This is a genomic window from Paraburkholderia sp. BL27I4N3 (assembly GCF_003386115.1).
Lineage (GTDB): Bacteria > Pseudomonadota > Gammaproteobacteria > Burkholderiales > Burkholderiaceae > Paraburkholderia.
Map to the genome: position 1 here is coordinate 2512185 of NZ_QREJ01000001.1, position 24091 is coordinate 2536275.

The 24091-nt window shown below is 62.8% G+C and carries 24 protein-coding genes; 8 read left to right on the forward strand and 16 right to left on the reverse strand.

The genetic code is table 11. The features are described 5' to 3' along the window. Positions 1-9: 9 nt before the first annotated feature. Positions 10-216: a dodecin gene (locus tag B0G71_RS11500; protein ID WP_091793652.1), complete on the forward strand. Its 207-nt coding sequence runs from the start codon at positions 10-12 to the stop codon at positions 214-216. 123 nt (positions 217-339) lie between these two features. On the opposite strand, the gene B0G71_RS11505 is transcribed toward B0G71_RS11500, so the two are convergent. From B0G71_RS11505 to B0G71_RS11520, 4 genes are all read right to left on the reverse strand, one after another. Further along, positions 340-1446, reverse strand: coding sequence for a BMP family ABC transporter substrate-binding protein (locus B0G71_RS11505; RefSeq protein ID WP_116141848.1), 1107 nt, complete (start codon positions 1444-1446; stop codon positions 340-342). Positions 1447-1499: 53 nt separating this feature from the next. Then, complete coding sequence (locus tag B0G71_RS11510; RefSeq protein WP_012433315.1) at positions 1500-2429, reverse strand: ABC transporter permease; 930 nt, start codon at positions 2427-2429, stop codon at positions 1500-1502. Between the two features lie 44 nt (positions 2430-2473). Continuing rightward, on the reverse strand, positions 2474-3580 hold the full coding sequence (locus B0G71_RS11515) for an ABC transporter permease (protein WP_012433316.1): 1107 nt from the start codon (positions 3578-3580) through the stop codon (positions 2474-2476). A 72-nt stretch (positions 3581-3652) separates the two neighbouring features. Then, on the reverse strand, positions 3653-5254 hold the full coding sequence (locus B0G71_RS11520; protein ID WP_116141850.1) for an ABC transporter ATP-binding protein: 1602 nt from the start codon (positions 5252-5254) through the stop codon (positions 3653-3655). A gap of 251 nt (positions 5255-5505) precedes the next feature. Between B0G71_RS11520 and B0G71_RS11525 the strand changes: the two genes are divergently transcribed. Then, a complete protein-coding gene (locus B0G71_RS11525; protein ID WP_074764203.1) occupies positions 5506-6438 on the forward strand; it encodes a LysR substrate-binding domain-containing protein in 933 nt (310 codons plus the stop codon). Positions 6439-6493: 55 nt separating this feature from the next. Here B0G71_RS11525 and B0G71_RS11530 read toward each other — a convergent pair whose 3' ends face one another. Next, on the reverse strand, positions 6494-7882 hold the full coding sequence (locus tag B0G71_RS11530; RefSeq protein WP_116141852.1) for an 8-oxoguanine deaminase: 1389 nt from the start codon (positions 7880-7882) through the stop codon (positions 6494-6496). A 533-nt stretch (positions 7883-8415) separates the two neighbouring features. Between B0G71_RS11530 and uraH the strand changes: the two genes are divergently transcribed. From uraH to B0G71_RS11555, 4 genes are all read left to right on the forward strand, one after another. Further along, positions 8416-8769: a hydroxyisourate hydrolase gene (gene uraH, locus B0G71_RS11535; RefSeq protein ID WP_116141854.1), complete on the forward strand. Its 354-nt coding sequence runs from the start codon at positions 8416-8418 to the stop codon at positions 8767-8769. Between the two features lie 338 nt (positions 8770-9107). Next, positions 9108-10301 (forward strand): urate hydroxylase PuuD, encoded by a 1194-nt coding sequence (locus B0G71_RS11540; protein WP_116141855.1) that lies wholly within the window; start codon positions 9108-9110, stop codon positions 10299-10301. A gap of 269 nt (positions 10302-10570) precedes the next feature. Next, positions 10571-10837 carry a helix-turn-helix transcriptional regulator gene (locus B0G71_RS11550; protein WP_116141859.1) on the forward strand — a complete coding sequence of 89 codons (267 nt, stop codon included), beginning with the start codon at positions 10571-10573 and terminating at the stop codon, positions 10835-10837. Next, positions 10834-12183, forward strand: coding sequence for a type II toxin-antitoxin system HipA family toxin (locus tag B0G71_RS11555; protein WP_116141861.1), 1350 nt, complete (start codon positions 10834-10836; stop codon positions 12181-12183). The genes B0G71_RS11550 and B0G71_RS11555 overlap by 4 nt, the downstream gene beginning before the upstream one ends. Positions 12184-12307: 124 nt before the next feature. Here B0G71_RS11555 and B0G71_RS11560 read toward each other — a convergent pair whose 3' ends face one another. The 10 genes from B0G71_RS11560 to B0G71_RS11605 all read right to left on the reverse strand — a co-directional run bounded on the left by B0G71_RS11560 (position 12308) and on the right by B0G71_RS11605 (position 21466). Beyond that, on the reverse strand, positions 12308-12820 hold the full coding sequence (locus tag B0G71_RS11560) for an ureidoglycolate lyase (protein WP_116141863.1): 513 nt from the start codon (positions 12818-12820) through the stop codon (positions 12308-12310). Then, a complete protein-coding gene (alc, locus tag B0G71_RS11565) occupies positions 12817-13830 on the reverse strand; it encodes an allantoicase (RefSeq protein ID WP_116141865.1) in 1014 nt (337 codons plus the stop codon). The genes B0G71_RS11560 and alc overlap by 4 nt, the downstream gene beginning before the upstream one ends. Positions 13831-13902: 72 nt before the next feature. Then, positions 13903-14424 (reverse strand): 2-oxo-4-hydroxy-4-carboxy-5-ureidoimidazoline decarboxylase, encoded by a 522-nt coding sequence (uraD, locus tag B0G71_RS11570; protein ID WP_106285572.1) that lies wholly within the window; start codon positions 14422-14424, stop codon positions 13903-13905. Next, positions 14421-15371 carry an allantoinase PuuE gene (puuE, locus tag B0G71_RS11575; protein ID WP_116141867.1) on the reverse strand — a complete coding sequence of 317 codons (951 nt, stop codon included), beginning with the start codon at positions 15369-15371 and terminating at the stop codon, positions 14421-14423. Before puuE ends, uraD begins: the two co-directional genes overlap by 4 nt. Before the next feature lie 237 nt (positions 15372-15608). Then, positions 15609-16475 carry an aspartate/glutamate racemase family protein gene (locus B0G71_RS11580; protein ID WP_116141869.1) on the reverse strand — a complete coding sequence of 289 codons (867 nt, stop codon included), beginning with the start codon at positions 16473-16475 and terminating at the stop codon, positions 15609-15611. A gap of 26 nt (positions 16476-16501) precedes the next feature. Further along, a complete protein-coding gene (locus B0G71_RS11585) occupies positions 16502-17983 on the reverse strand; it encodes an NCS1 family nucleobase:cation symporter-1 (RefSeq protein ID WP_116141871.1) in 1482 nt (493 codons plus the stop codon). A 333-nt stretch (positions 17984-18316) separates the two neighbouring features. Next, a complete protein-coding gene (locus B0G71_RS11590; RefSeq protein ID WP_106285568.1) occupies positions 18317-19057 on the reverse strand; it encodes a GntR family transcriptional regulator in 741 nt (246 codons plus the stop codon). A 315-nt stretch (positions 19058-19372) separates the two neighbouring features. Beyond that, entirely contained in the window at positions 19373-20299 is a 927-nt protein-coding gene (gene ldcA / locus B0G71_RS11595) for a muramoyltetrapeptide carboxypeptidase (protein ID WP_116141873.1), read from the reverse strand. Positions 20300-20327: 28 nt separating this feature from the next. Continuing rightward, on the reverse strand, positions 20328-20999 hold the full coding sequence (gene tadA, locus B0G71_RS11600) for a tRNA adenosine(34) deaminase TadA (protein ID WP_404935330.1): 672 nt from the start codon (positions 20997-20999) through the stop codon (positions 20328-20330). A 65-nt stretch (positions 21000-21064) separates the two neighbouring features. After that, entirely contained in the window at positions 21065-21466 is a 402-nt protein-coding gene (locus B0G71_RS11605; RefSeq protein WP_106285565.1) for a DnaJ family domain-containing protein, read from the reverse strand. A 260-nt stretch (positions 21467-21726) separates the two neighbouring features. Here B0G71_RS11605 and B0G71_RS11610 point away from each other — a divergent pair, with 260 nt between their 5' ends. After that, positions 21727-21960, forward strand: coding sequence for a hypothetical protein (locus B0G71_RS11610; RefSeq protein WP_116141875.1), 234 nt, complete (start codon positions 21727-21729; stop codon positions 21958-21960). Between the two features lie 44 nt (positions 21961-22004). Here B0G71_RS11610 and B0G71_RS11615 read toward each other — a convergent pair whose 3' ends face one another. Continuing rightward, a complete protein-coding gene (locus B0G71_RS11615; protein ID WP_116141877.1) occupies positions 22005-22610 on the reverse strand; it encodes a 2'-5' RNA ligase family protein in 606 nt (201 codons plus the stop codon). 266 nt (positions 22611-22876) lie between these two features. Here B0G71_RS11615 and B0G71_RS11620 point away from each other — a divergent pair, with 266 nt between their 5' ends. Next, positions 22877-24085 carry a putative DNA modification/repair radical SAM protein gene (locus B0G71_RS11620; protein WP_116141879.1) on the forward strand — a complete coding sequence of 403 codons (1209 nt, stop codon included), beginning with the start codon at positions 22877-22879 and terminating at the stop codon, positions 24083-24085. The last annotated feature ends 6 nt before the right edge of the window (positions 24086-24091 follow it).

A 24091-nucleotide genomic window follows, 5' to 3' on the forward strand; every position in this document is an offset into this window, starting at 1 on the left:
AGGAAGTCCATGTCCGAACACGTCTACAAACAGATCGAACTGACCGGCTCGTCGACGAAATCGATCGATGACGCCATCAGCACGGCAATCGCGAAAGCGTCGAAGACGCTGCGCAATCTGCACTGGTTCGAAGTGACGGAAACGCGAGGCCAGATCGAAAACGACAAGGTGGCTTACTGGCAGGTGACCATCAAGGTCGGCCTGCGCATCGACTGACGCGCCGACGGCCTGGCCGTCAGCGCTCTAAAACTCCGACGAAAAAAAGCTGCGTCCGCACCGGACGCAGCCTCTTAAAACAGCGGTTGCTGAAACCTCCGCCTGGTCGATTTGGCGTCGGCGTTACTTCGGCAGCGAACCGTCCACGCCTTCCACATACCAGTTAAGGCGTTGCAATTCCGGATCGGTCAGCGTCTTGCCGGCCGGCACCTTCACCGCGCCGGACTGATCCTTGATCGGACCCGTGAAGACGTCCCACTTGCCGCCCGCCAATTCGTCGCGCTTGGCCGCGACTTGCTTCTGCGCGTCAGCCGAAATTGCAGACGTGTTCAGATCTTCCAGGTTGACGGCCTTCTGCGGAATACCCCACCACACCGGATCGTTCTTCCACTTGCCGTCCAGCACCTGCTGGATCGCCGCGTTGTAATACACGCCCCAGTGCGCGACCACCGAACCGAGGTGCGCATCGGGACCGAACTTCTTCATGTCCGAATCCCAGCCGAACGCATGCACATGCTTGGCCGACGCCGTGGCGAGCGTGGCGCTTGAATCGGTGTTTTGCAGCAGCACGTCGGCGCCCTGGCCGATCAGCGTTTCAGCCGCCTGCTTCTCCTTGCCCGGATCGAACCAGCTGTTGATCCAGATAACCTTGGTATGCACCTTGGGATTCACCGAGCGCGCCCCGAGCGTGTATGCGTTGATGTTGCGGATCACTTCGGGAATCGGCACCGATGCGACGAAGCCGAGCGTGTTGGTCTTCGTCACGTAGCCCGCGGCGACGCCAGCGAGATACGCGCCCTGGTACATGCGCACGTCATAGGTGCCGAAGTTCGGCGCCTTCTTGTAGCCGGTTGCGTGCAGGAACACGGTGTCCGGGAAATCCTTCGCAACTTTCAGTTCGAAGTCCTGATAGCCGAAGCTCGAACCGATGATGATCTTGTTGCCCTTGTTCGCCAGATCGCGGAACACGCGCTCGGAGTCGGCCGATTCCGGCACGTTTTCGATGCGCGTGATCTTGATCTTGCTGCCGAACTTCGCTTCCGCTTCCTTCGAACCCTGATCGTGCGCGAAGGTCCAGCCGGCATCGCCCGGATTGCCCAGGTAGACGAAGGCCACGCCCGGCGCATCGGCGGCCTGCGCGCTTTGCGCGAGCGGCGCGGTCACCGCAGCACCAAGCGCCAGCGAGGCCGCGCCCCAAGCGAAAGCGGTCAGCAGATTTCTTCTCTTCATGTTTTCTCCTGTCATGTTTATCGAATGATGTGAAAAGCGGAGTCGATGGTCGGTCAGCCCGCCGAGAAAAACGGTTTGCCCAGCGAGGCCGGCGCATTCAGACGGATCGTGTTCGGATTGCGCGAGATGAGCACCAGCACGACGACTGTCGCGACGTATGGCAGCATCGCGAGGAATTGCGTCGGCACCGGCACGCCGATCGCCTGCGCGTAAAACTGCAGGCCTGTCACTGCGCCGAACAGCAGCGCGCCGATCAGCAGGCGTCCTGGGCGCCAGGTCGCGAACACGACCAGTGCGAGCGCGATCCAGCCGCGCCCTGAGGTGAGCTGCTCCTGCCACAAGTGCAGATTGACGATCGAGTAGTAACCGCCCGCAAGCCCGGCCATGCCGCCGCCGAACGCCACCGCGCCGTAGCGCACGCCGATCACCGGAAAGCCGACCGAGTGCGCCACCTGCGGCGATTCGCCGACCGAGCGCAACACGAGTCCCGCGCGCGTGCGGTACAGGAACCAGCCGATCACCGCGAACATCAGGAACGCGAGGTAATCGAGCGGCGTGAGGCTGAAGAACGCGGGGCCGAGCACCGGGATCTTGGAGAGACCGGGAATGGTCCACGTGTCGATGGTCGCGCGCACCGCCGCCGATGTGTACGGCTTGCCGACATACGCCGACAGACCGATGCCGAAGATCGTCAGCGAGAGGCCGGTGGCGACCTGATTGGCGAGCATGGTGAGCGTGAGAAACGCGAACAGCAGCGACATGGCGAGACCGGCGCCGATCGCGGCGAGCACGCCGAGCCACGGGCTGCCGGTGATCGCGGTGACCGCGTAGCCGGTCACCGCGCCCATCAGCATCATGCCTTCGACGCCAAGGTTGAGAACGCCCGATTTTTCGGTGACGAGTTCGCCCGCGCCCGCGAACATCAGCGGAATCGCGGCGGTGACGGCGCTCGACGTGAGCGAGCTGGCTTGTTGAATGTCCATTTGGATCCGGCGCAAAAATCAGTGAACGGTGAGCAGTGGGCGAGTCAGTGAGCCTGGGCGGCTAGCGTGCGTCGGCGCACGCGGTAGTTCACGAACAGGTCGGCGCCCAGCAGGCAGAACAGCAACAGCCCCTGGAACACGCCGGAAAGCGCCTGCGGCAGTTGCATCGAGGTTTGCACGGCTTCGCCGCCGAGATACAGCAGTGCCATCAGCAGGCTCGCGAGCACGATGCCGAGCGGATGCAGCCGTCCCACGAACACGACGATGATGGCCGTGAAGCCGTAACCCGGTGACCACGTGGCCTGCAACTGACCGATCGGGCCGGAGATCTCGCCCATGCCGGCGAGACCCGCGAGGCCGCCGCTGATCAGAAGCGACGTCCAGATGGTCTTCTTGTCGGAAAAACCGGCGTAGCGCGCGGCAAGCGGCGCGAGACCGCCGACGTTCATGCGATAGCCCGCGAAACTCTTGCGCATGAAAACCCACACGAGCGGAATCGCGATCAGCGTGACGAACACCGAAGCGTTCAGACGCGTGCCGCGCAGCCATTTGATGTGCCAGTCGCCGGAGAAAGTCGGATAGAGCGCGTCGCCGCTGAACATCTCCGAGAGCGGGAAGTTCATACCCTGCGGGTCGCGCCACGGCCCGCTCACCAGGTAGATCAGCAACTGCGTGGCCACATACGTGAGCATCAGGCTGACGAGAATCTCGTTGGTGTTGAAGCGGCTTTTGAGCAGCGCCGGAATCGCCGCCCACGCCATGCCGCCGAGCACGCCGGCGATCATCATGGTCGGCAGAATCCACCAGCCGGTGGCCTGGTCGAAATAGATCGCGACGCCGCTCGCGGCGATGCCGCCGAGCAGCATCTGCCCTTCCGCGCCGATGTTCCATACGTTGGCGCGATAGCCGATAGCAAGACCGAGGCCGATCAGGCACAACGGCGACGCCTTCAGCAGCAGCTCGGACCAGCCGTTCACGCTGGACAGCGGCTCGATGAAAAACGCGTGCATGGCTTGCAACGGATCGCGGCCGACGAGGCTGAAGATCAGAAAGCCGATCGCGAGCGTGAGCAACGCGGCGATCAGCGGCACGGCGAGCTGCATGGTGCGCGAGGGCGTCGTGCGGGCTTCGAGTCGATACGGAAGAATCATGGGTAGTGTGTGATTTATATGGTTCTGATGATGCCGGGCGACGTCACACGTATTCGCGAGACAGACGCCGGCTCAGGCATGCGCCGGCTGTTCCGCCGAGGGCGCCGCGCCCTCGCGGTCGCCGAACAGGCCCGCCATCCAGCGGCCGATTTCCTCGGCGTTGGTCGCCCCCGTGGCGCGCACCGGCGAGAGTCTGCCGCCTGCGAGCACCGCGATGCGATCGCAGATGTCGAACAACTCTTCCAGCTCCTCCGAGATCACCAGAATCGCCACGCCGCGCGCCGACAGATCGAGCAACTGCTGGCGAATAAAGGACGCCGCGCCGACGTCCACGCCCCACGTAGGTTGCGCGACCACCAGCACCTTCGGCGCCTGCAGAATCTCGCGGCCCATGATGTATTTCTGCAGATTGCCGCCCGACAGACTTTGCGCGAGCGCTTCGGAGCCGCCGCAGCGCACGTCGAAGGCCTCGATGCAGCGTTTCGCGAATGCGCGCATCGCGCCGGCCTTGATCCAGCCCGAGTTCACCATCTGCTGACGATGGGCGGTGAGCAGCGCATTTTCCGACAGCGTCATAGCCGGCACCGCGCCGCGTCCGAGGCGCTCTTCCGGCACGAAGCCAAAGCCGAGCGCACGTCTGCCGCCCGCGCCGAGGCGCCCGGCCGCCTTGCCGCAAATGGTGACCGCGTCGGCGCGCACGCCGCGTTTTTCGCCCGACAGCGCCGACAGCAGTTCCGCCTGGCCGTTACCCGAGACACCCGCGATGCCGAAGATTTCCCCCGCATGCACGCCGAACGACACGTCGCGCAGCGAAGTGCCGAACGGGTCGTCGCTTTCCACCGAGAGTTGCTTCACGTCGAGCAGCACCGCGCCCGGATTGTGTTCGCGCCGCGTGTAATCGGGCAGCGAATGGCCGACCATCAATTGCGCGAGCGACGCATGCGTTTCGCCCTTCGGCTTCACATGGCCGGTCACGCGGCCGCCGCGCATCACCGTCGCGGTATCGCACAACTCCTGGATTTCGTCGAGCTTGTGGCTGATATAGAGGATGCTGCAGCCTTCGGCAGCGAGCCGCCGCAGCGTCTCGAACAGCTTGCGGACCGCTTGCGGCGTCAGCACCGAAGTCGGCTCGTCCATGATCAGCAAACGCGGATTCTGCAGCAGACAGCGCACGATCTCCACGCGTTGCCGCTCGCCCACCGTCAGACTATGCACGTGGCGCTGCGGATCGATATCGAGGCCGTAGTCGGCGGAGACTTCGCGGATGCGCCTCGAAAGCGCCTTCAGATCGAAGGGTTCGTCGAGCGCAAGCGCGATGTTTTCGCCGACCGTGAGCGTCTCGAACAGCGAAAAGTGCTGGAACACCATGCCGATGCCCAACTTGCGCGCCGCCGCCGGGTTGGCGATCTCGACCGTCTGGCCTTCCCAGCGAATCTCGCCGGCGTCGGGCCGCACCGCGCCGTAGATGATTTTCATCAGCGTGCTTTTGCCGGCGCCGTTCTCGCCGAGCACCGCATGGATTTCTCCCGGCGCGACGATCAACGTGACGTCGTCGTTGGCTCGCACGGCCGGATATTGTTTGGTGATGCCCTGAAGCATCAACCGGGGCGCCGCCTGTTCCGGCCTGTCTGCCGGCTGCGCGGCGGCGCCGTCGCTATAAGAAGAGTCGCTCATGTGATTCCGTAGTACGTCAGTGACTGCCGGTTACAGCGCGTCCGTCCACCTTGCCGGCAGGCGATCCGTCACCACAACCGGATGACAATACCTAATTCGACCCAGTCAGTCGAGCCGCCAAAATTCCCCGCAAACCCGCGTCGCAGCGAGCTCTGCGGGTATCCCACTCTTGACGCGGCTTTACGTTCATATTAAAAGTCATATACACCCACGCCCGCTCGATCAGCCAGAACATATATTTCGGAGAAGTCATGAGTCAGCAACGCGAGGCGATCGATACGTACCTGTTACGCGTCTTGCATACCCTGTTGATGGAACGCAGCGTCACGCGCGCGGCCGTCAAACTGAATCAATCGCAACCCGCCATCAGCGCGGCGCTGCGCCGTTTGCGCGACATCACCGGCGACCCGCTGCTGGTGCGCGGCAAGTCCGGCATGGTGCCCACGGAATACGGCCTGCGCCTGCTCGAACCGGTGCAGAACGCGCTGCGCGAGATCGAACGCATCAAGTTCCAGCAGCACAACTTCGATCCGGCCACGTCCATCCGTTGCTATCGGATCGGCTGTCCGGACTACCTGAACGTGCTGTTCGTGCCGACGGTGGTCGAACGCTTTCGTCAGGCCGCGCCGAACGCGACGCTCGAGTTTCACTCGCTCGGGCCGGCCTTCGACTACGAACTCGCGCTCGAAGACGGCAAGCTCGACATCGTGGTCGGAAACTGGCCGGAGCCGCCGGAACAGTTGCACCTGTCGAACCTGTTCGTCGATCAGATCGTCTGCCTGATGAGCAACACGCATCCGTTTGCCAAACGCGGCGGTCTCACGCTCGATCAGTACCTGAATGCGCCGCATCTCGCGCCTACTCCCTATTCAGTGGGCCAGCGCGGCGCGATCGACGTGCATCTCGCGCGCGAGCGGCTCAAGCGCCATGTAGTCGTGACGCTGCCGTACTTCAATCTGGCGCCGTACGTGCTGATCAAGTCCGATCTGATCTTCACGACGACGCGCCTCTTTGCCGATTACTACGCCAAGTTCCTGCCGCTCACGGTCGTGCCCGCACCGCTCGATTTCCCGCCGATGCAGTACTACCAGCTGTGGCACGAGCGCGTGCATTACTCCGATGAAGTGCGCTGGCTGCGCAGTCTGGTCGCCGAGGCGACCAAGACGTTGATCGACAAGCCTTGAGTTTTTGCTTTGCTTTGCGCGGGTTATCGGCGTCGCCGATAACCCGTTCCTTCTTTTACGCCGCAGCTTCGTAAAGCGTCTTCGCCAACCGGTTGTGCTGCTCGATGACCGGCCCGAGTTCCAGCGTCATCAACTTCCCGTCCTTCACGACCACCTTGCCGCCGATCACGCTAAAGCTCACTTGCGACGGCGCGCAGAACACGAGCGCCGCGACCGGGTCGTGCAACGCGCCCGCGAAAAGCGGCTGACGCAGATCGAATGACACAAAATCCGCCGCCATGCCTGGCGCCAGCGCACCGATATCGTCGCGATTGAGCACCTTCGCGCCGCCTAGCGTCGCAATCTCCAATGCCTCGCGTGCGGTCATCGCATCGGGTCCGAAACCGACTCGTTGCAGCAACAAAGCCTGACGCACTTCGGCAATCATCTGCGCGCCGTCGTTCGACGCCGATCCGTCGACGCCCAAGCCCACCGGCACGCCCGCCAGACGCATGCGCTTCACCGGCGCGATACCCGACGCGAGCCGCATGTTCGAACACGGGCAATGCGCGACTCCGGTGCCGGTGCGCGCGAACAGGTCGATGCCGGCGTCGTCGAGTTGCACGCAGTGCGCATGCCACACATCATGGCCGACCCAACCGAGGTCTTCCGCGTACTCCGCCGGCGTCATGCCAAACTTCTCGCGGCTGTACGCGATGTCGTTGACGTTCTCCGCCAGGTGCGTGTGCATCGACACGCCATATTGCCGCGCCATCACCGCGGATTCGCGCATCAGATCGCGGCTCACCGAGAACGGCGAGCATGGCGCGACCACCACGCGCAGCATCGCGTAACGTCCTTCGTCGTGATACGTCTCGATCAGGCGCTGGGTGTCCTTCAGAATGTCGGCTTCACGCTCGACCACTGAATCCGGCGGCAAGCCGCCGTCTTTCTGCCCGACGCTCATGCTGCCGCGCGCCGCGTGAAAGCGCATGCCGATCCGGTGCGCCGCGGCGATGCTGTCGTCGAGCCGGCTGCCGTTCGGATAGATATACAGATGGTCGCTCGACGTCGTGCAGCCGGACAGCAGCAACTCCGCCATTGCCGTCAGCGTCGAGACTTCGATCATCTCCGGCGTGAGGTTCGCCCACACCTTGTAGAGGCTCGTCAGCCAGCCGAACAGTTCGGCGTTCTGCGCGGCGGGAATCGCGCGCGTCAGGCTCTGATACATGTGGTGGTGCGTGTTGACGAGCCCCGGAATCACCAGATGCCCGCGCATATCCAGCACTTCGTCGGCCGTTTGCGGCAATTCCACCGTCGGTCCAACCGCGACGATGCGGTTGTCCTCGATAAACATGCCGCCGTCGCGCAGTTCGCGCCGGGCGCCGTCCATCGTGACCAGCACGTCCGCGTGCTTCACCAACATCGTCTTCTTAGGCTTGTTAGCCGCTTGTTCCATCGTCATTCGTTTCTCCGCTTCATTGCTTCCGTGCAAAGCCGTTCGAACGCGATGTGACGGCACGCCACCGTGCCGCCGCGTCCCGTCGAACGCCGTTGGCCCGGTTACCCAGCGTGTTTTCCGCCGTCTTCGGGGTGCGTCGCGGCTGAATCGTCTTCGTGTTTGCCGCAATGCACGGACGTAACCTTCGACGGCCAAAATAATGCTGACAACTCACGCCAATGCGATACCCAACTTCACGCTGCCGATATAGTGGGCCTTTTTTGGCGCCGGTACGATCCGCCGGTAAGGCAAATGCGCTGTAATAGTCGAAGGAATCGGGTCGTTGCGGCTTTCAACAGGCTGTCCGTCATGCGCCAGCTATTATCTTTCCTATCTCGCGCGCGCTGGACGGAACAACCTTTTTACAATGGCTGTCACGGCGCTCGCTTCAATTCGCCGACGGGTATGTAGCCACTGACGTGGAGCCTCGATCCGCCGCAAACGTATCTGGATCGGGCTGCCGCCGAAACCTCGCATTCACATAAGGAAAATTGCGAATGGGAAAGCTCACTACCCATGTGCTCGACACCGCCAACGGCCGTCCAGGCGCGGGCATCACGGTCGAACTCTTCGCGCTCTCGGGCGACACGCGCCGCGCGCTCAAAACCACCACCACCAATGACGACGGCCGTTGCGACCAGCCGCTGCTCGAAGGCGATGCGCTAGTCGCCGGCGAATACGAACTCGTGTTCGGCGCAGGCGACTACTTCGCGTCGATCGGCACGAAGGTGCCGGAACCACGCTTCGTCGATCGCGTCGTGTTGCGCTTCGGCGTGGCCGATGCCGGCGCGCACTATCACGTGCCGCTGCTCGTGTCGCCGTGGTCGTATAGCACCTATCGCGGCAGCTAAGGAGACATCTGCCGCGAAGTGTTGGAAAGAGGTTGGACGAAGCGAGGTCGAGTTCGCGCAGCAGAACCACCGCGCTCGATTGCATTGCGCAGATGCTCAGGGACACACCGGCGAGCACCCGCGAAACGCAATCGAACGCACGCGACTCGACCCACTTCGAACCGACCGCGGCCAGCCCGACTAGCCAATAAAAAATGGCGCTGTGCGAACTGAGCGCATCGCGTCTTCACCCCGCAGTCTGCGCAGCGACGTGCTGCCCTGCCAACGACCCGTCAGCCGGGTTTCAAAAGGCACATGACGTCGCTGCGAGTACAACGAATCAGAAGTGGAGGAGTTTCATGGAAGGCTTTATCACAGACTGGTTGAATCTGGCGATTCGCTGGTTTCACGTCATCGCCGCGATTGCATGGATCGGCGAATCATTTTATTTCGTCGCGCTCGACAACAGCCTGAAACCGCCGACGGACCCGAACCAGCGCAGGCGCGGCGTGTTCGGCGAACTGTGGCACGTGCACGGCGGCGGCTTCTACAACATGCAGAAGTACACTGTCGCGCCGCCGGAAATGCCGGACGATCTGCACTGGTCGAAGTGGCCGTCGTACACCACGTGGCTGTCGGGCTTCGGTCTCTTCACCGTGCTGTATCTGTTCTCGCCGAGCACTTACCTGATCGACAAGAACGTGCTGGATATGGGCCCGGTGGTCGCCGTCGCCTCGGCGCTCGGCTTCCTCGCCGCCGGCTGGATCGTGTACGACTCGCTGTGCCGCATTCTCGGCAACAAGGACAAGGTGCTCGGCATCTGCGTCGGCGTGTACGTGCTGATCGCGGCGTGGCTCGCGTGTCATATCTTTGCGGGCCGCGCGGCTTACCTGATCATGGGCGCGATGCTGGCCACGATCATGTCGGCCAACGTGTTCTTCGTGATCATTCCGGGCCAGCGCAAGATGGTCGACGCCATGCTCAAAGGCGAGACACCGAACCCGATTTATGGCAAGCGCGGCAAGCAACGCTCGGTGCACAACACGTATTTCACGCTGCCGGTGGTGTTCGCGATGCTGTCGAACCACTACGCGATGACCTACACGCATCCGTACAACTGGGCCGTGCTGCTTGTCATCATGCTGGCCGGCGCGCTGATCCGTCAGTTCTTCGTGATGCGTCACCGTGGCCAGGTGTTGTGGTACTTGCCGCTGGCGGGCATTGCCCTGATGTTCGGCGCCCTCTTCTGGACCATGCCGAAACCGATGGTGCCGCAAGCGCAAGCGGCCAACGCGCCGACGATCAAAGTGGCTGACATCGCACCGGTGCTGCAACAGCGCTGCGTGGCCTGCCACTCCGCGCATCCGACGATGATGGGCAGCGCCCCCGCCGGCGTGCTGCTGGATACGCCGGATGAAATCTCGCAGAACGCGCAGCGGATCTACCAGCAGGCCGTGACGCTGAAGGCCATGCCGCTCGGCAACGTGACGCACATGACCGACGACGAGCGGATGAAAATCGCCGCCTGGTTCCAGGGTGGCGCAGTGAAGTGATAGTCGAGCCGGGCATCCTGCCCGGCGTGGCGATGGATGAAGCAATACGGAGCGGGCTTTTCGCGCTAGCGGGAAGCCCGCTTTTCTTTGGCCGCACTGGTGTCGGCGTCTCCAAGGCGGGGCGTGGCCGACTTGTAGCCTATGAGCTACAATTTCTCACGAATTCCGTTGAAATGTAGCCCATGAGGCACAAATTCCAGAGACCTCGTTGTGCTCGATAGGCTACAATAAGGCGTGAATTCGTCGAAATTGACGCCCCGGGGCTACAAATGACCAATCTCGCCGATGTATCTGAGATGCTGAAGGCCGTTCGCCACGAAAGCCATCTGTCGCAAGAGGAGTTGGCGCGCCGGGCGGGCGTCGCGCGCACCACCGTCGCGCGTATGGAAACGCTCGCCAAAAACGACATGAGCGTGTCCGTGCTCGTGCGCCTGCTCGAAGCGGCAGGCTACGACCTCAAGTTTGTCGCGCATGGCCACGGGCGCACGCTCGAAGACATCCTCGCCGAACAACGCAATCCGGACGCCAACCAATGAGGCTCGACGTCCAGGTACTGGGCAAAAACGTCGCCACGCTATTTCGCGAGCGCGACGACTACGTCCTCAAATACAACCGCGACGCGAGCGCGGCGGATTTCGTCAGCCTGACCATGCCGGTGCGTGAAGAACCCTGGCGCTGGCCGCGCGATCTGCATCCGTTTTTCCGGCAAAACCTGCCGGAGGGTTATCTGCTGAATCTGATTCGCGAGCAGTTCGGACCGTTGCTCGACGGCACCGACCTGTCGCTGCTCGCGGTGGTCGGCGCGATGGGGATCGGCCGTGTCACCGTGACGCCGGAAGGCGTCGCACCTGGAACGGAACTGCGAGCGCTCGACGTGCAGGACATTTTGCACGGCGACAACACGGCCGAACATTTCGCGCAACTCGTGCGCGAATATGCGCGGGCGGCCATCTCGGGCGCCGTGCCCAAGTTCATCGCGCCACAGGACGATGTCTCGCAGCCATTCGCGTCGATGCCGCTCGGCAAACCCACCATCCGGACGAGCCGCCACATCATCAAAGGCTCGGACGACAGCACGCCGTTTCTCGGCTTCAACGAGTTCTATTCCATGCGCGTACTGGAGCGGCTCCGCGTCGCGCCGGTCGCGCGCACGAAGATGTCGGACGATGGCCGGGCGCTGATCGTCGAGCGCTTCGACGTCGACGCACAGGGAAAGCCGGCCTATGGCGTCGAGGACCTGTGCGGTCTTCTTGGTTTGCCGCCGCACGAAAAATACAATTCGACCAGCGAGAAAATGCTCAACGCCGCGCGAGCCTATCTGCTCGATCGCGACACCATGCGCGAGCAGCTGGAACATCTCGGCTGGCATATGTTGACGAACTACGTCGTACGCAACGCGGATTGCCATACGAAGAACGTGGCGTTGTTCTATACATCGGTCGACGATGTCGCGTTCACGCCCGTCTACGACATCGTCACGACGCAGGCGTACCCGCGTTTCGCGGCGAATCCTCCGGGCTTGCCGATCGACGGCCGCAAAACCTGGGCAGCCGGCAAAACGCTGGAGCGCTTCTTCAACACGCGCATGGGCATCGCGCCGCGGCAATACGCGCAGATGGTCGAGGCGTTGTGCGATTCGGCCGTCGCCGTCGGTCAGGAGTTGATCGAAGCAGCGCGCAACGAACCGCAATGGCACACCGTCGCGAAGCACATGCTTCACGCCTGGGACGACGGCATGGCGTCCTTGCGCTCACCGAAGAAGAGTCTGCAATTCAAAGGACTCAAACCGGCGATCGAAGCCGCAGGTTTTTCCATGCCGGAGCCGGCGGAACGCGCTCGCGAGGTGATTGGACGCTCGCCGCTTCTTGGCAAGCGTGGCTAGACGCGCAACGACGGCGTCGCGCTGCTCCTTTTATGTTTCGCCACCAAAGCAAAGAACCCACAGCATCGGTGTGATGCTGTGGGTTCTTTTAAGCGACCTGCGTGCTACATGAAAGCGATCAAACTCAAACAGCCACCGCGCTCAACGCATCTTCCGTGAGCCACAGCGACTCCGCGAGATCCTGCTCATTGAGGTTGAGTCCATCCCCGCCACGATCGACAACGATGAAGTCGCTCACGTCGCCCAACGCGATCAGCGGATGGTGCCACACGCCCTTCGCATAGTTCACGCCCTGCCAGCCGCTCGTCACGAACGCGCGAATCTTCGACGCGTCCAACTCGCCCGCCGGCGCCACGACCACCAGATACGGCTTGTCGTTCAGCGGCACGAATGCCTGGCTGCCAAGCGGATGCCGTTCGAGCATCTTCACTTCGAACGGCAGCGTGCGCGGCTGTCCGCGAAACAGGTTGACGAGCGTGCGGCCGTTCTCGTCGGCGACGTCCACTTTCGCGAGATCGTGAAAGCGGATCGTCGTGCCGAGGTTGATCGGAATCTGCTTCGCGCCTTCGAGTTCGATCACGTCGCCGAACACGGCGAACGCTTCCTTCGTCAACGGTTCGATCGCGAGCGTTTTCATGATGCGAGTGTGCCCCACAAACGCAGACGCGACACGCCGCCGTCCGGAATGATGTTAAAGCGCACGTGCGTCACCGGACCCAGTGCCGCGATTTCGCTTTCGAAATAGTGCTGGTTGTCCATCTTCAGCTTTTGTTCGCCGAGCAGCACCGGCCAGAACATGGCCTGCGTGATCAGCGAGCTGTCGGTGCCGCCCGTGACATACGCGGCCTGAATCGAGCAGCGGTCCGGAAAGTTGCCCTTGAAATGCGCCGTATCGACTTCGATCTTTTTGATCACGCCCGGCTGCGCCAGTGCGACGATCGCCCAGTCGTTGCCCGGTTCGCGACGGCGGCGCGTTTCCCAGCCGTCGCCCATGTTCACGCCACGGCCCGGCATCAAAATTGTCGACGCCGCGCCGAAATGCTGGTTGTTCGCCGCGACAAGATATGCGCCGTTTTCCATCGCCGCCAGATCGAACTGCTCGGTGCGGCTCGCGCCGGCCCAATCGACTTGCGGCTGACCATATACACGCAGACGCGCGATGCCGCCGTCCGGATAGATGTTCACGCGCAGGTGCGTGTACGCATTCGCGTCGCTGACTTCGTGGTAGTGGTGACTATTGCCTTGCAAGGTGGTCGACGGCACGATTTCGGTCCATTGCGTCGACTGATTAGGCGTGCCATCCACCACGCGCGCGGCTTCCACCGACGCCGCCGGCGGGAAGTTGCCGGTGAAGTGGCTGGTATCGAGATCGAGGCCCTTGATCACGCCCGGCCGCGCCAGCTTCACGACGCACCAGTCGTAGCCGTTGGCGCGCTTGCGGCGCGTTTCCCAGCCGTCCATCCACTTGCCGTTGTCGTCGTACTTGCCCGGAATGAAGACGGCCGGCTCCGGATTCAGCATGCGTTCCTTCGGTGCGAAGAAATCGTCGCTGGCCTCGAGCGCCTGCGCGCCCAGGCGCGGGTCCGCCAGATTCACATAGCGGCGCGTGAATTCCGGTGCGTTGGGGTCGAGAATCGGGAGTGCCATCTTTGTCTTCCTTAGTGTTAGTCAGTGCTCAAAAAACGTTTTGGTTCGAGTCCAGCGACGCGTGGCAAAACCTTACGCGTCGATCAGGTCGTCGAGCCGGAAACGTGCGATGCGATAGATCTGATCGAGACTCGCGCGCAGTTCGTCGGCGCGGCTGTTGTTCACGCGCGCCTCGAAGTTCGCGATGATGCCGTGACGGTCATACCCGCGCACGGCAAGGATGAACGGAAAACCGAATTTTTCGCGATATGCGGCGTTGAGCGCGAGCAGTCTGTCGAATTCTTCCTGCGTGCATTGCGCGAGGCCGGCGCCGCTCTGCTCACGCGTGGATTCGGCGGTCAGTTCACCGCGCACCGCGGCCTTGCCGGCGAGCTCCGGGTGGGCGTTGATCAACGCCAGTTGCTTCTCTTCGCCCGCCGTCTCGACGATATTCGACATCTTGCGATGCACCTCGTCGATGCTGGCGAAAGGCCGTTGCTGCGCGGCGATTTCCGCGACCCACGGCGAGTGCTCGAAAATGCCCGACAGCGCTGCCACGAACGCGTCGGTCGAGATGCTGTTGAGTTGGTCCAGAGTGTATTGCATCGCCTTCATGCCGCAGCCCCGCGGTCGTTTTGTTGATAAGGATGATGTTCCCGCCAGTGGCGCGCAATATCGACGCGCCGCGTGACCCACACGCGATCGTGCTGTTCGATATGGTCGAGGAAACGTTGCAGCGCGCGGAAACGCCCAGGGCGTCCGAGCAGACGGCAGTGCATGCCGATGGACAGCATCTTCGGCGCTTCGTCGCCTTCTTCGTAGAGCACGTCGAAGGCGTCGCGCAGGTACGTGAAGAAGTGGTCCGCGGTGTTGAAGCCTTGCGGGCTCGCAAAGCGCATGTCGTTGGTGTCGAGCGTGTACGGCACGATCAGTTGCGGCACTTTCGCGCCGCCGGTCACATCGACGTCCATCCAGAACGGCAGATCGTCGCCGTAGTAATCCGAGTCGTACAGGAATCCGCCATATTCAGCGACGAGGCGCCGCGTATTGGGACTGTCGCGCCCGGTGTACCAGCCGAGCGGACGCTCGCCCGTCACGCGCTCGATCGCTTCCATGCCGAGGCGCATGTGTTCCGCTTCTTTCTCCGGCGCCATGTCCTGATAGTGGATCCAGCGATACCCGTGGCAGGCAATCTCATGCCCGAGTTCGACGAAAGCCCGCGCCAATTCCGGATGCCGTTCAACCGCCATGCCGACGCCGAACACCGTGAGCGGCAGCTTGCGCTTTTCGAATTCACGCAGGATACGCCAGACGCCCGCACGCGAACCGTATTCGTAGATCGACTCCATGCTCATGTGACGTGCCGGAAAAGAGGCGGCGCCGACGATTTCCGACAGAAACTGTTCCGAGCCCGGATCGCCGTGCAGCACGCAGTTTTCACCGCCCTCTTCGTAATTCAGGACGAATTGCACTGCGACACGCGCTCGACCCGGCCAGTTTGCCTGCACCGGGTGGCGGCCGTAGCCGATCAGATCGCGTGGGTAGTTCGGGTCGAGTGGCATGGTTTGACGAATGCGTGGTGACGGTACGTAAAATTCGCGTGGAACTCACGTGGCATGCACATGAGGTTGCGCGGACTCGCGCGCTGAGTGCAAACGACTCACGCCGGCGCGGGTGGAAAAACATCAGAAGCAGTACCGAAAGCAGCAGAAAAAAGCCTTTCAGGCAGCCCGCGCCGAGTTGGACCAGTGTAGCGAAAACACCCGGGTGCGCCCATACACCCGGGCAGATAGTGCGTGTCAGACTGAATGTATGTGCGGTCCCGGTTCTGTAGTGTTTACCCGCGATAAATCGGCCGTTCTTTCGTTTTCCGGCGACTTTGCGGCGGAAATGCCGGTAGAGCCGCGCGGGGCGAGCGGATTCGGGTCGGCGTCGGTGGGGCTGAAGGACGCCAGCGCGCCGTCGTAGCGCTTGGCCAGCGGCCGCGCGTAATCGCCACGTTTGGCCGTCGACAGACGCAGCGCGACCAGCGCCTCGGTCCACTTCACCGCTGCCGTCACGCCCTCGATCACCGGTGCGCCGAGCGCGTCTTCGATTTCCGCGCACAGTTCGGCCATACCCGCGCAGCCGAGCACGATCGCGTCCGAACCGTCTTCCGCGAGCGCACGCCGGCATTCGTCGAGGATGATGCGGCGCGCCGCCGAGCCTGGCTTGTCGAGGTCGAGCACGGCGACGTCGGTAGCGCGCACGTTGCGGCAAAACCGCTTCATGCCGTAACGCTCGGCAAGGTGCCACGCCATGCCGCACGTGCGCGCCAGTGTGGTCACCACCGAGAAGCCCGGCGCCAGCACGCTGGCGGCGTGCATCGCCGCCTCGGCAATGCCGATCACCGGGCCGCGCGCCAGTTCGCGCGCGGCGTACAGACCGGGGTCGCCAAAGCAGGCGATCACGTAGCCGTCGCAGCCTTCACGTTCGCCGGCGGCGACTTCGGCCAGCAAACCCGGCGTGGCGAGCGCTTCGTCGTAATACCCTTCGATCGACGGCGGCCCCATGGTCGGATTCACCGCGATGACTTCGGTGCCCGGCGCGGCGACGTCGCGCGCGCAGCGGCCCATGGCTTCCGTCATGCGTTGGGTCGTGTTCGGGTTGATCAGTTTGATACGCATATCGACTCCTGGTGCTTCCGCAAAATTCAGCGTGCAAGAACACGATAGAACAACGCAGCGAGGCCTGCGCCGATAAACCACGAGAAATTCGCCATGCCATCGAGCGCGGGCACCATCACGCAGGCCACCGCGATCACGGCAGCCGGCAGCAACGCGGCGACCGCCCGGTAGTTGACGCCGTTGCGATACCAGTACGAACCTGTCGGCGAGACCGTGTACAGATCGTCGAGAACGATCTTCTGACGCTTCACCAGAAAGTAATCGACGATCAGGACACCGTACAACGGTCCGATGAAACTGCCTAGCACGTCGAGCGTGTAATGGATCACAGCCGGGTTGTTGAACAGATTCCACGGCGTAATGAAAATCGACGCCACCGCCGCGAGCATGCCGCCCATGCGCCAGCTAATGAGGCGCGGCGCGACGTTGGAGAAGTCGAAAGCCGGCGAGACGAAGTTGGCGACGATGTTGATGCCGATGGTCGCGATCGTGAAGGTCAGCGCGCCGAGAATCACCGCGGTCGGATAGTCGATACGGCCTACGGTTTCGACCGGGTCCGTGATCAGTTCGCCGAACACCGGGAGCGTGGCCGCGGTCGTGATGACCGTCACCAGCGAGAAGGCCAGGAAGTTGACCGGCAGGCCCCAGAAGTTGCCGCGCTGCACGCTGCGGAAACTCTTGCCATAGCGCGAGAAGTCGCCGAAATTCAGCATTGGGCCGGAGAAATACGACACCACCAGCGAGATGGCCGTGATCATCACCGGCACGACCTGCATGCCGTGATATTTGACGCCGCCCAGGTTGATGCCGATGTTGCGCCACCCCGCGCGATACACCATGTAGCCCGCGAGGATGAACATCACCACGTAGACCGCGGGACCGGCGAAGTCGATGAACTTCTTGATGGTCTCCATGCCGTGCCAGAACACCAGCGCCTGCAACACCCAGAGCACCATGAAGCCGGTCCAGCCAAGCATCGAAAGCCCCAGGAAGCCGTGATGATGAACATCCGCATAAGGCAGCAATTGCGGAACAAATTTCAACACGACGATCACGAGCGCGCTCGACGCCAGATAGGTCTGGATGCCGTACCACGCGACCGCGATCAGGCCGCGAATCACCGCGGGAATATTCGCGCCGAGCACGCCGAAGGTGGCGCGGCACGCCACCGGATACGGCACGCCGTTCGCCTGGCTCGGCTTGGCGATCAGGTTGCACAACAGGTTGACGATCGTAATGCCGACCAGCAGCGCGATCAGCACCTGCCAACTCGTCAGGCCGAGCGCGAACAGACTGCCCGCGAACACGTAGCCGCCGACGCTGTGCACGTCCGACATCCAGAACGCGAAGATGTTGTAGGCGCCCCAGGTTTGATGCCGTAACGGCGCGAGATCCTCATTGTAGAGGCGGTCGCTGTAGCCTGCGGGCATCGACGGTTCGCTGGATGCGCCGTCGCCTGCATAAGTGGGAATTGCGGGATTGCCGGGCGCTGCACTGAACTGAGCCATGATTCCTCCTTGGAATAGGGACCGTCGATAGCGAATCGAAGGACGTTGCATCGGCCATGCCAGTCGCGCCCTCCTCGTCCGTCTGAATCGAGGGTCCTGGCGCGTCTGTCCGGCCGTGCCGCGGATGTCTCCGTACTTGAAGTACTTGTGGTTATCGCACCGCCAGCAGCCGCGAAGTCCGGCGATGCGTTATTACCCGAGGTCCGTCGCCCGACGGCGGACACGCGTGCACAAGCCGGCAGCGCTCACGCCGAGCCGCCTTGCAACGCTTGATTCGTTCAGTTCAATTCAGTGCGGCGCGCACCGGGAACGGGCGCACGCCGGCCGCCTGCCTCAGCCTGGCGCGGACTTGGTCTTCGATGAATCTCTGGCTGCGCCGTTGAGGGCGCCGAACACTTCATGCAGATCGGCCGCGCCACGTGCGGGGCGGTCCAGCATCTTCAACTCGACGCTTTGCAGATGGCGCGACATCAGGGCCGCCGCCTCTTTTGCATCGCCGGCGTCGAGTGCGGCGAGAATGGCTTCGTGGTCCTCGAACGAGCATGGGCTGCGTCCGAGCGACTCGTACAGCGCGGAAATCAGTGTGGAGCGCGCCACCAGACCGTTCAGGCAGTCGCACAACACAGCGTTGCCGGTGAGTCCGGCCAACTCGGTGTGAAACTCGCCCGACAGGCGAATCCACGCCGGAAAATCACGTGTTTCAAATGCTTTGCGTTCCCGGCCGATCATGCTGCCGATGCTCTTCAAACGGCGCATGCCGTGGCCGCTGCAGATCTTTTCGACCACCGCCAGTTCGATGATGCGGCGCATCTCGAACACTTCGTGCACTTCCTGCAGCGACGGACTTGCCACGAACGCCCCGCGATTCGGTTCGAGATCGACGAGGTGGTCGGTTGCCAACTGCGCCAGCGCCTGCCGGATCGGACCTCGCTTCACACCGAATACTTCGCACAACTGTGCTTCTGTCAACTTGGCGCCAGGCGCGAGCCGATGCTCGAGGATCGCGGCGCGGATGCGCTCGGTGATCGCTTCGGGTTTCAAACTATTCGCAGCAGCGGAGTCTGTGTCGGACATGATGTTCGTCTCGGTATGTTGGTCATCATAGGATGGACATAAAAATTGTCAACAATTTTTGTCTTGAATTTCGACAATCCTGGCGGCGAGGTTGAGCTGACGGACTGCCGGCCCGGCATGCGTATCCGGTGGGATCTCAGTACAGGTTTAATTTGGCTTGGCTGGGATCGTTCTTTGGTGGCTAATTTTGTCAACAAAATCGGCGGACCTTCCGGGAGCTGTTCTGCTGGTGGCAGGCCGTAGAAATCGACCGTTAGTTGCGTTAATCGAGTCAAAAAGAAAGCGGACAATCGCCCGCGTCCCCTTCCAGCTAACTCATGCGAGGTACGGATAGCCCGACAAACTCAGTTTGAACCCGTGCGCATTCGCGACGAGATGCGCGTCCGCGCCCACGGGCAGCGTCACCATGTTGCGGACATGCCCGAATTGCAGGCCGGTGACGACCGGAATGCCGATCACCGACCTCACCTGCTCGATCATTGCGTGCAGATCGTAGCCGTTGTCGTATTCGTAGGGCTTGGCGCCGGAGAAATCGCCCAGCACGAGCGCCTGTTGCTGCGCAAGAATGCCGGACAGGTGCAACTGGTAGATCATCCGCTCGACCCGGAACGGCTGCTCGTTGACGTCCTCGATAAAGAGGATGCCGCCCCGCACCGGCGGCATGTACGGCGTGCCGATCAGCGACGTCAGAACCGCCAGATTGCCGCCCCACAACATGCCAGAGACGTCGACCGGCTGCGCTTGCGGCGTGTTGTTCGAGATCGTCATGGTCGGCTTCGTCACCGCCGACCAGAAGCGCTGCATGGTGAACTCGCTCAGTTCCTCCGCGCCGAAGTCGCTCATCACCATCGGGCCGCCGAAGCTCTTCACGCCGGCGCGCGCCAGCAGCGCAAGCTGGATCGCGGTGAAATCACTGTGTCCGACCAGTGCGATCGGTTGATCGGTGAGCCGCCGTTGCAAGCCTTCGTAGTCGAGGCCGTGCAGGATGCGCACCGCGCCGTAGCCGCCGCGCACGGCCAGCACGATGTCCGGCAACTTACGCGAAGGATCGGCGAGGCGGTTCAGCTCGGCCGCGCGCTCGCCATCGGTGCCGGCAAAGCGCTGGAAGCGACGCTTCGTCGCTTCCACGCCCTCGACGTGATGCCCCTGCGCATGGAAGCGCGCCAACGCGCGATGCAGCACCTCGGGGTCGTGCGGATACCCGGACGGCGCGATCAGTTCAATGGTGCGATGGACGGTCATTGGCAGGACCTTGCTGGACGTTGTTGTTTTAGAGCGACTGGGCCGGCCCCGGTGCGATGCCCGGTGCGCTGGCTGCCGCAGCTGCGTCGCCCCGTGCCGCCGCACGCGCTTCGCGGCTCGCGCGCCGCCGCGCGGCAAAGAACGACTTGAGGGCGGCCCCGCATTCATTTTCGAGCACGCCGCCGATCACCGTGGTGTGATGATTCAACTGAGGATTCGCGAACGCATTGACGACGCTGCCGCACGCCCCCGTTTTCGGATCGCGCGCCCCGAATACGACTCGCGCGATGCGCGCATGCATGATCGCGCCCGCGCACATCAGGCACGGCTCCAGCGTGACGTAGAGTTCGCAGCCCGGCAAACGATAGTTCTCGACGGCTTGCGCCGCGGCGCGCAAAGCGGCCATTTCCGCATGCGCGGACGGGTCGTGCCCACCGATCGGATGATTGAAACCTGTGCCAATGACTTCGTCGCCTCGGACGAGGACTGCGCCCACGGGCACTTCACCGGCGGCGCGCGCTTTTTCGGCGGCGGCTTGCGCCAGCGCCATGAAACGGCGATCGCGCTCCGTGACTTCGGGGACGGTGGAACAGGTGGGCGGTTCGCCAAGGGCGGCCTCTGAACCCGCCGAGACGGCGGCGCCCGACTCGGTCGCTGCCGATTCAGCGACATCGCTCACCGAGCGTTCGGAACCCGGCACATTCAGCGCTCCGTGAGATTCGACAGAGTCTGAATCCGGCGCGGTGGACTGGGCAAGCGGCTCGCTCACTGCGAACCCGCGTCTGCCGTATCGAGGTTGCCCGCGCGCTCGGATAGCCGCTCGGCGATACGCCGGCAGTATTCGCGCGGCAGAACCAGCGGGCCGCCACGCAACGATTCAAGTGCCATATCGAGCGCGAGCATGCGCGCCTGGAGACGGCAACGGGTAGCCCGGTCGCTCACGGCATTCAACTCCGCTTGCAGGTCGCGCAACGCGCGCAACTGCTCGATAGCGGGCGGCACAAAGCCTGCATTCTTCAAAATCCGGTTGGCGACGCGCACTTCTTCGGGGACCAAAGTATCGTCGTCCAGCGACAGCGGCGCGCCGGCGCCCGGTAACTCGTCGAATTCGCCTCGCGCGGCGGCGGCGGCAATACGCTGTTCGACTAACGCATCAAGCAATTTCATCTGCAATCCACTACGTTGCGGCCCAAGCATTCTATCAGGGCGCGCACGATCGTTCCGCTTCTCGAACCGACGAAACCTCCTACGTTTTCAGATTCCGCGTATTTGAGGGCACACGGTCGTGCGCTAGCCTCGGCGATTCGTTACCACGGCACTTGCCGCCCCATTTTCCACGGCCAAATCTGACAAAACACTTTCAACAGACGGCGCCCTGCACGCCTTCCCTTACCGCTCCCACAGTCATCCACGCCATGAAACCCCGAATGATCACTTCAAGCCGCAGTCACACCTCCATCGCTCTCCATGCCCGCATCAGTCCGCAGCCGGCCGTGGATCTCATCAATCCAGGCAAGCGCACTCGAAAACCGTGGCTATGCGCGACGCTGGCCGGCGTCACCATGGTGTTCGCGCTCTCCGGTTGCGGCGTGTTCTGCGGTGGCGCGGGCGGAAGCGGTGCCGGTTTCGCCGGCGGTTGCGCGACCGGCATGCGGTTCTAGCTCGGCGTCCTACAATACGCCACCGTCACCCAGGGCAACGCGCGCTAGGATTCGGCGCCAGTCAAAGTCCAGCGCGCCAATGCGACATGCCGCGTACGCCCGAGCAAACTGTGCATCAACGCAAACTCGCGCACGTTCCAGCAGACCGGCTCGACGGGGCGTGCCGCGGCCCATGGCATCCCATACGCCAGCGTGACGTGCGGTGTGTACTGCGCCGCGGACGAGACCGCGTGCTCACCCAACCCGGCGCTCTGCAACGCACGGCCCAAGGCGTCGTGCAGTACGTGCAAGCCTGCGACGCCTTCGCCTCCGCCCAACACCAGCGGGCCGGGCCTTGGCTTCAAGGCAAAGCTGACCGCCGTGTCGAATTCGACGCTAAACGGCTCCATTCTGATCGACGCAGCCGCCTGGATCGCCGCATCGACTCGCTTCTGGGGCAAACCACCGGCGAAATTTCCCAGGTGATGCAAAGTGACATGCAGACGACCCGCCGCAAGCGGCTTGCTCCGTGCACGCGACTCCCCGCAAAGCTGTTGCGCGAGCTTCGAGATGCCGGCCGCTGTGGCGGTATCGGGAAAAACGGCGAAGAACAGGCCGTCTGTCGGCGTTGGCGGCGCCTCGAGCCCAGGCAGCCAAAGTTGTTCAGGCATGGCGTTCCTGACCGGATAAAGCCGGCATGTGGATGAATCTCCGTTCATTGTGCGGGCTCACCCGCGGTACCTGCTCTATTCAGACCGCTCGACTGTGCGAGGTTCCGCGATCGCCTTTATCAAACCCGGTCGTTACTCATGAGATAGCTCCCCGTTGCAGGCAAAGGCAGCACAATTCCGCCCACAGCCGTTTCCCATAAAAAACCGCTTGCACTCACCGCCTCCCCACGTACAATACTGTACATCCATACAGTATTGGTGGCAACGTGGAACTGCTCAAAAAGCTGGAAGTATTGGCCGACGCCGCGAAGTACGACGCGTCATGCGCAAGCAGCGGCGCGCCCAAACGCGGCTCGCGCGGCATTGCGGGCCTCGGCGCCAGCACCGGCGCGGGCATCTGCCACAGTTTCACGCCAGACGGGCGCTGCGTCTCGCTGCTGAAAATCCTGCTCACCAATTTCTGTTTGTATGACTGTCAATACTGCGTCAACCGGCGCTCGAGCAACGTGCCGCGCGCGCGCTTCACGCCCGAGGAAGTCGTCGACCTGACGCTGGATTTTTATCGGCGCAATTACATCGACGGACTGTTTCTGAGTTCCGGAATCATTCGGTCGTCGAACTACACGATGGAACAGCTCGTGCGCGTCGCCCAGTCGTTGCGTGAGGATCATCAGTTTCGCGGCTATCTTCATCTGAAGACGATTCCCGACGCCGATCCGCAGCTGATTGCGCAAGCCGGGCGTTATGCCGACCGTTTGAGCGTGAACATCGAACTGCCTACGGACAGCAGCCTCGCGCTGCTCGCGCCGGAAAAGAACGTCCGCACCATCAAGCTCGCCATGGGCTCGATCCGCCTTGCGCAGGAAGAAGCGCATAGCGACGCCGGAGCGCCAAAGTTCACGCCCGCGGGCCAAAGCACGCAGATGATCGTCGGCGCGGATCAGACGAACGACAGCACGATCTTGCAGACCGCCGCGACGCTCTACGGGTCATACAAGCTCAAGCGCGTCTACTACTCCGCCTTCAGTCCGATTCCCGACAGTCCTTCCGCATTGCCGGCTCAGGCGCCGCCGTTGTTACGCGAACACCGGCTGTATCAGGCGGATTTCCTGATGCGCGGCTACGGCTTCAGTGCGGACGAACTGTTCGAACAGCCTGGCAACCTGTCGCTCGACATCGATCCGAAGCTCGCGTGGGCGTTGGCGCATCGCGAGCAGTTTCCGGTCGACCTGAACCGCGCGCCGCTGCGCATGATCGCGCGCGTGCCGGGCATCGGCATGCGCAACGCAAAACGTTTGGTGGAGTTACGGCGTTCGCGCCGGGTGCGCTACGAGGACCTCGTGCGGCTGCGTTGTCCGCTGGAAAAGATCAAGCCATTTGTCGTGACGCAAGACTATCGCGCGGCGCTGCACGACGCGTCGTCGGCCCGCTTGCGCCGGGTATTGGCGCCGCCGGTGCAACTGGCGTTGTTGTGAAGCGTC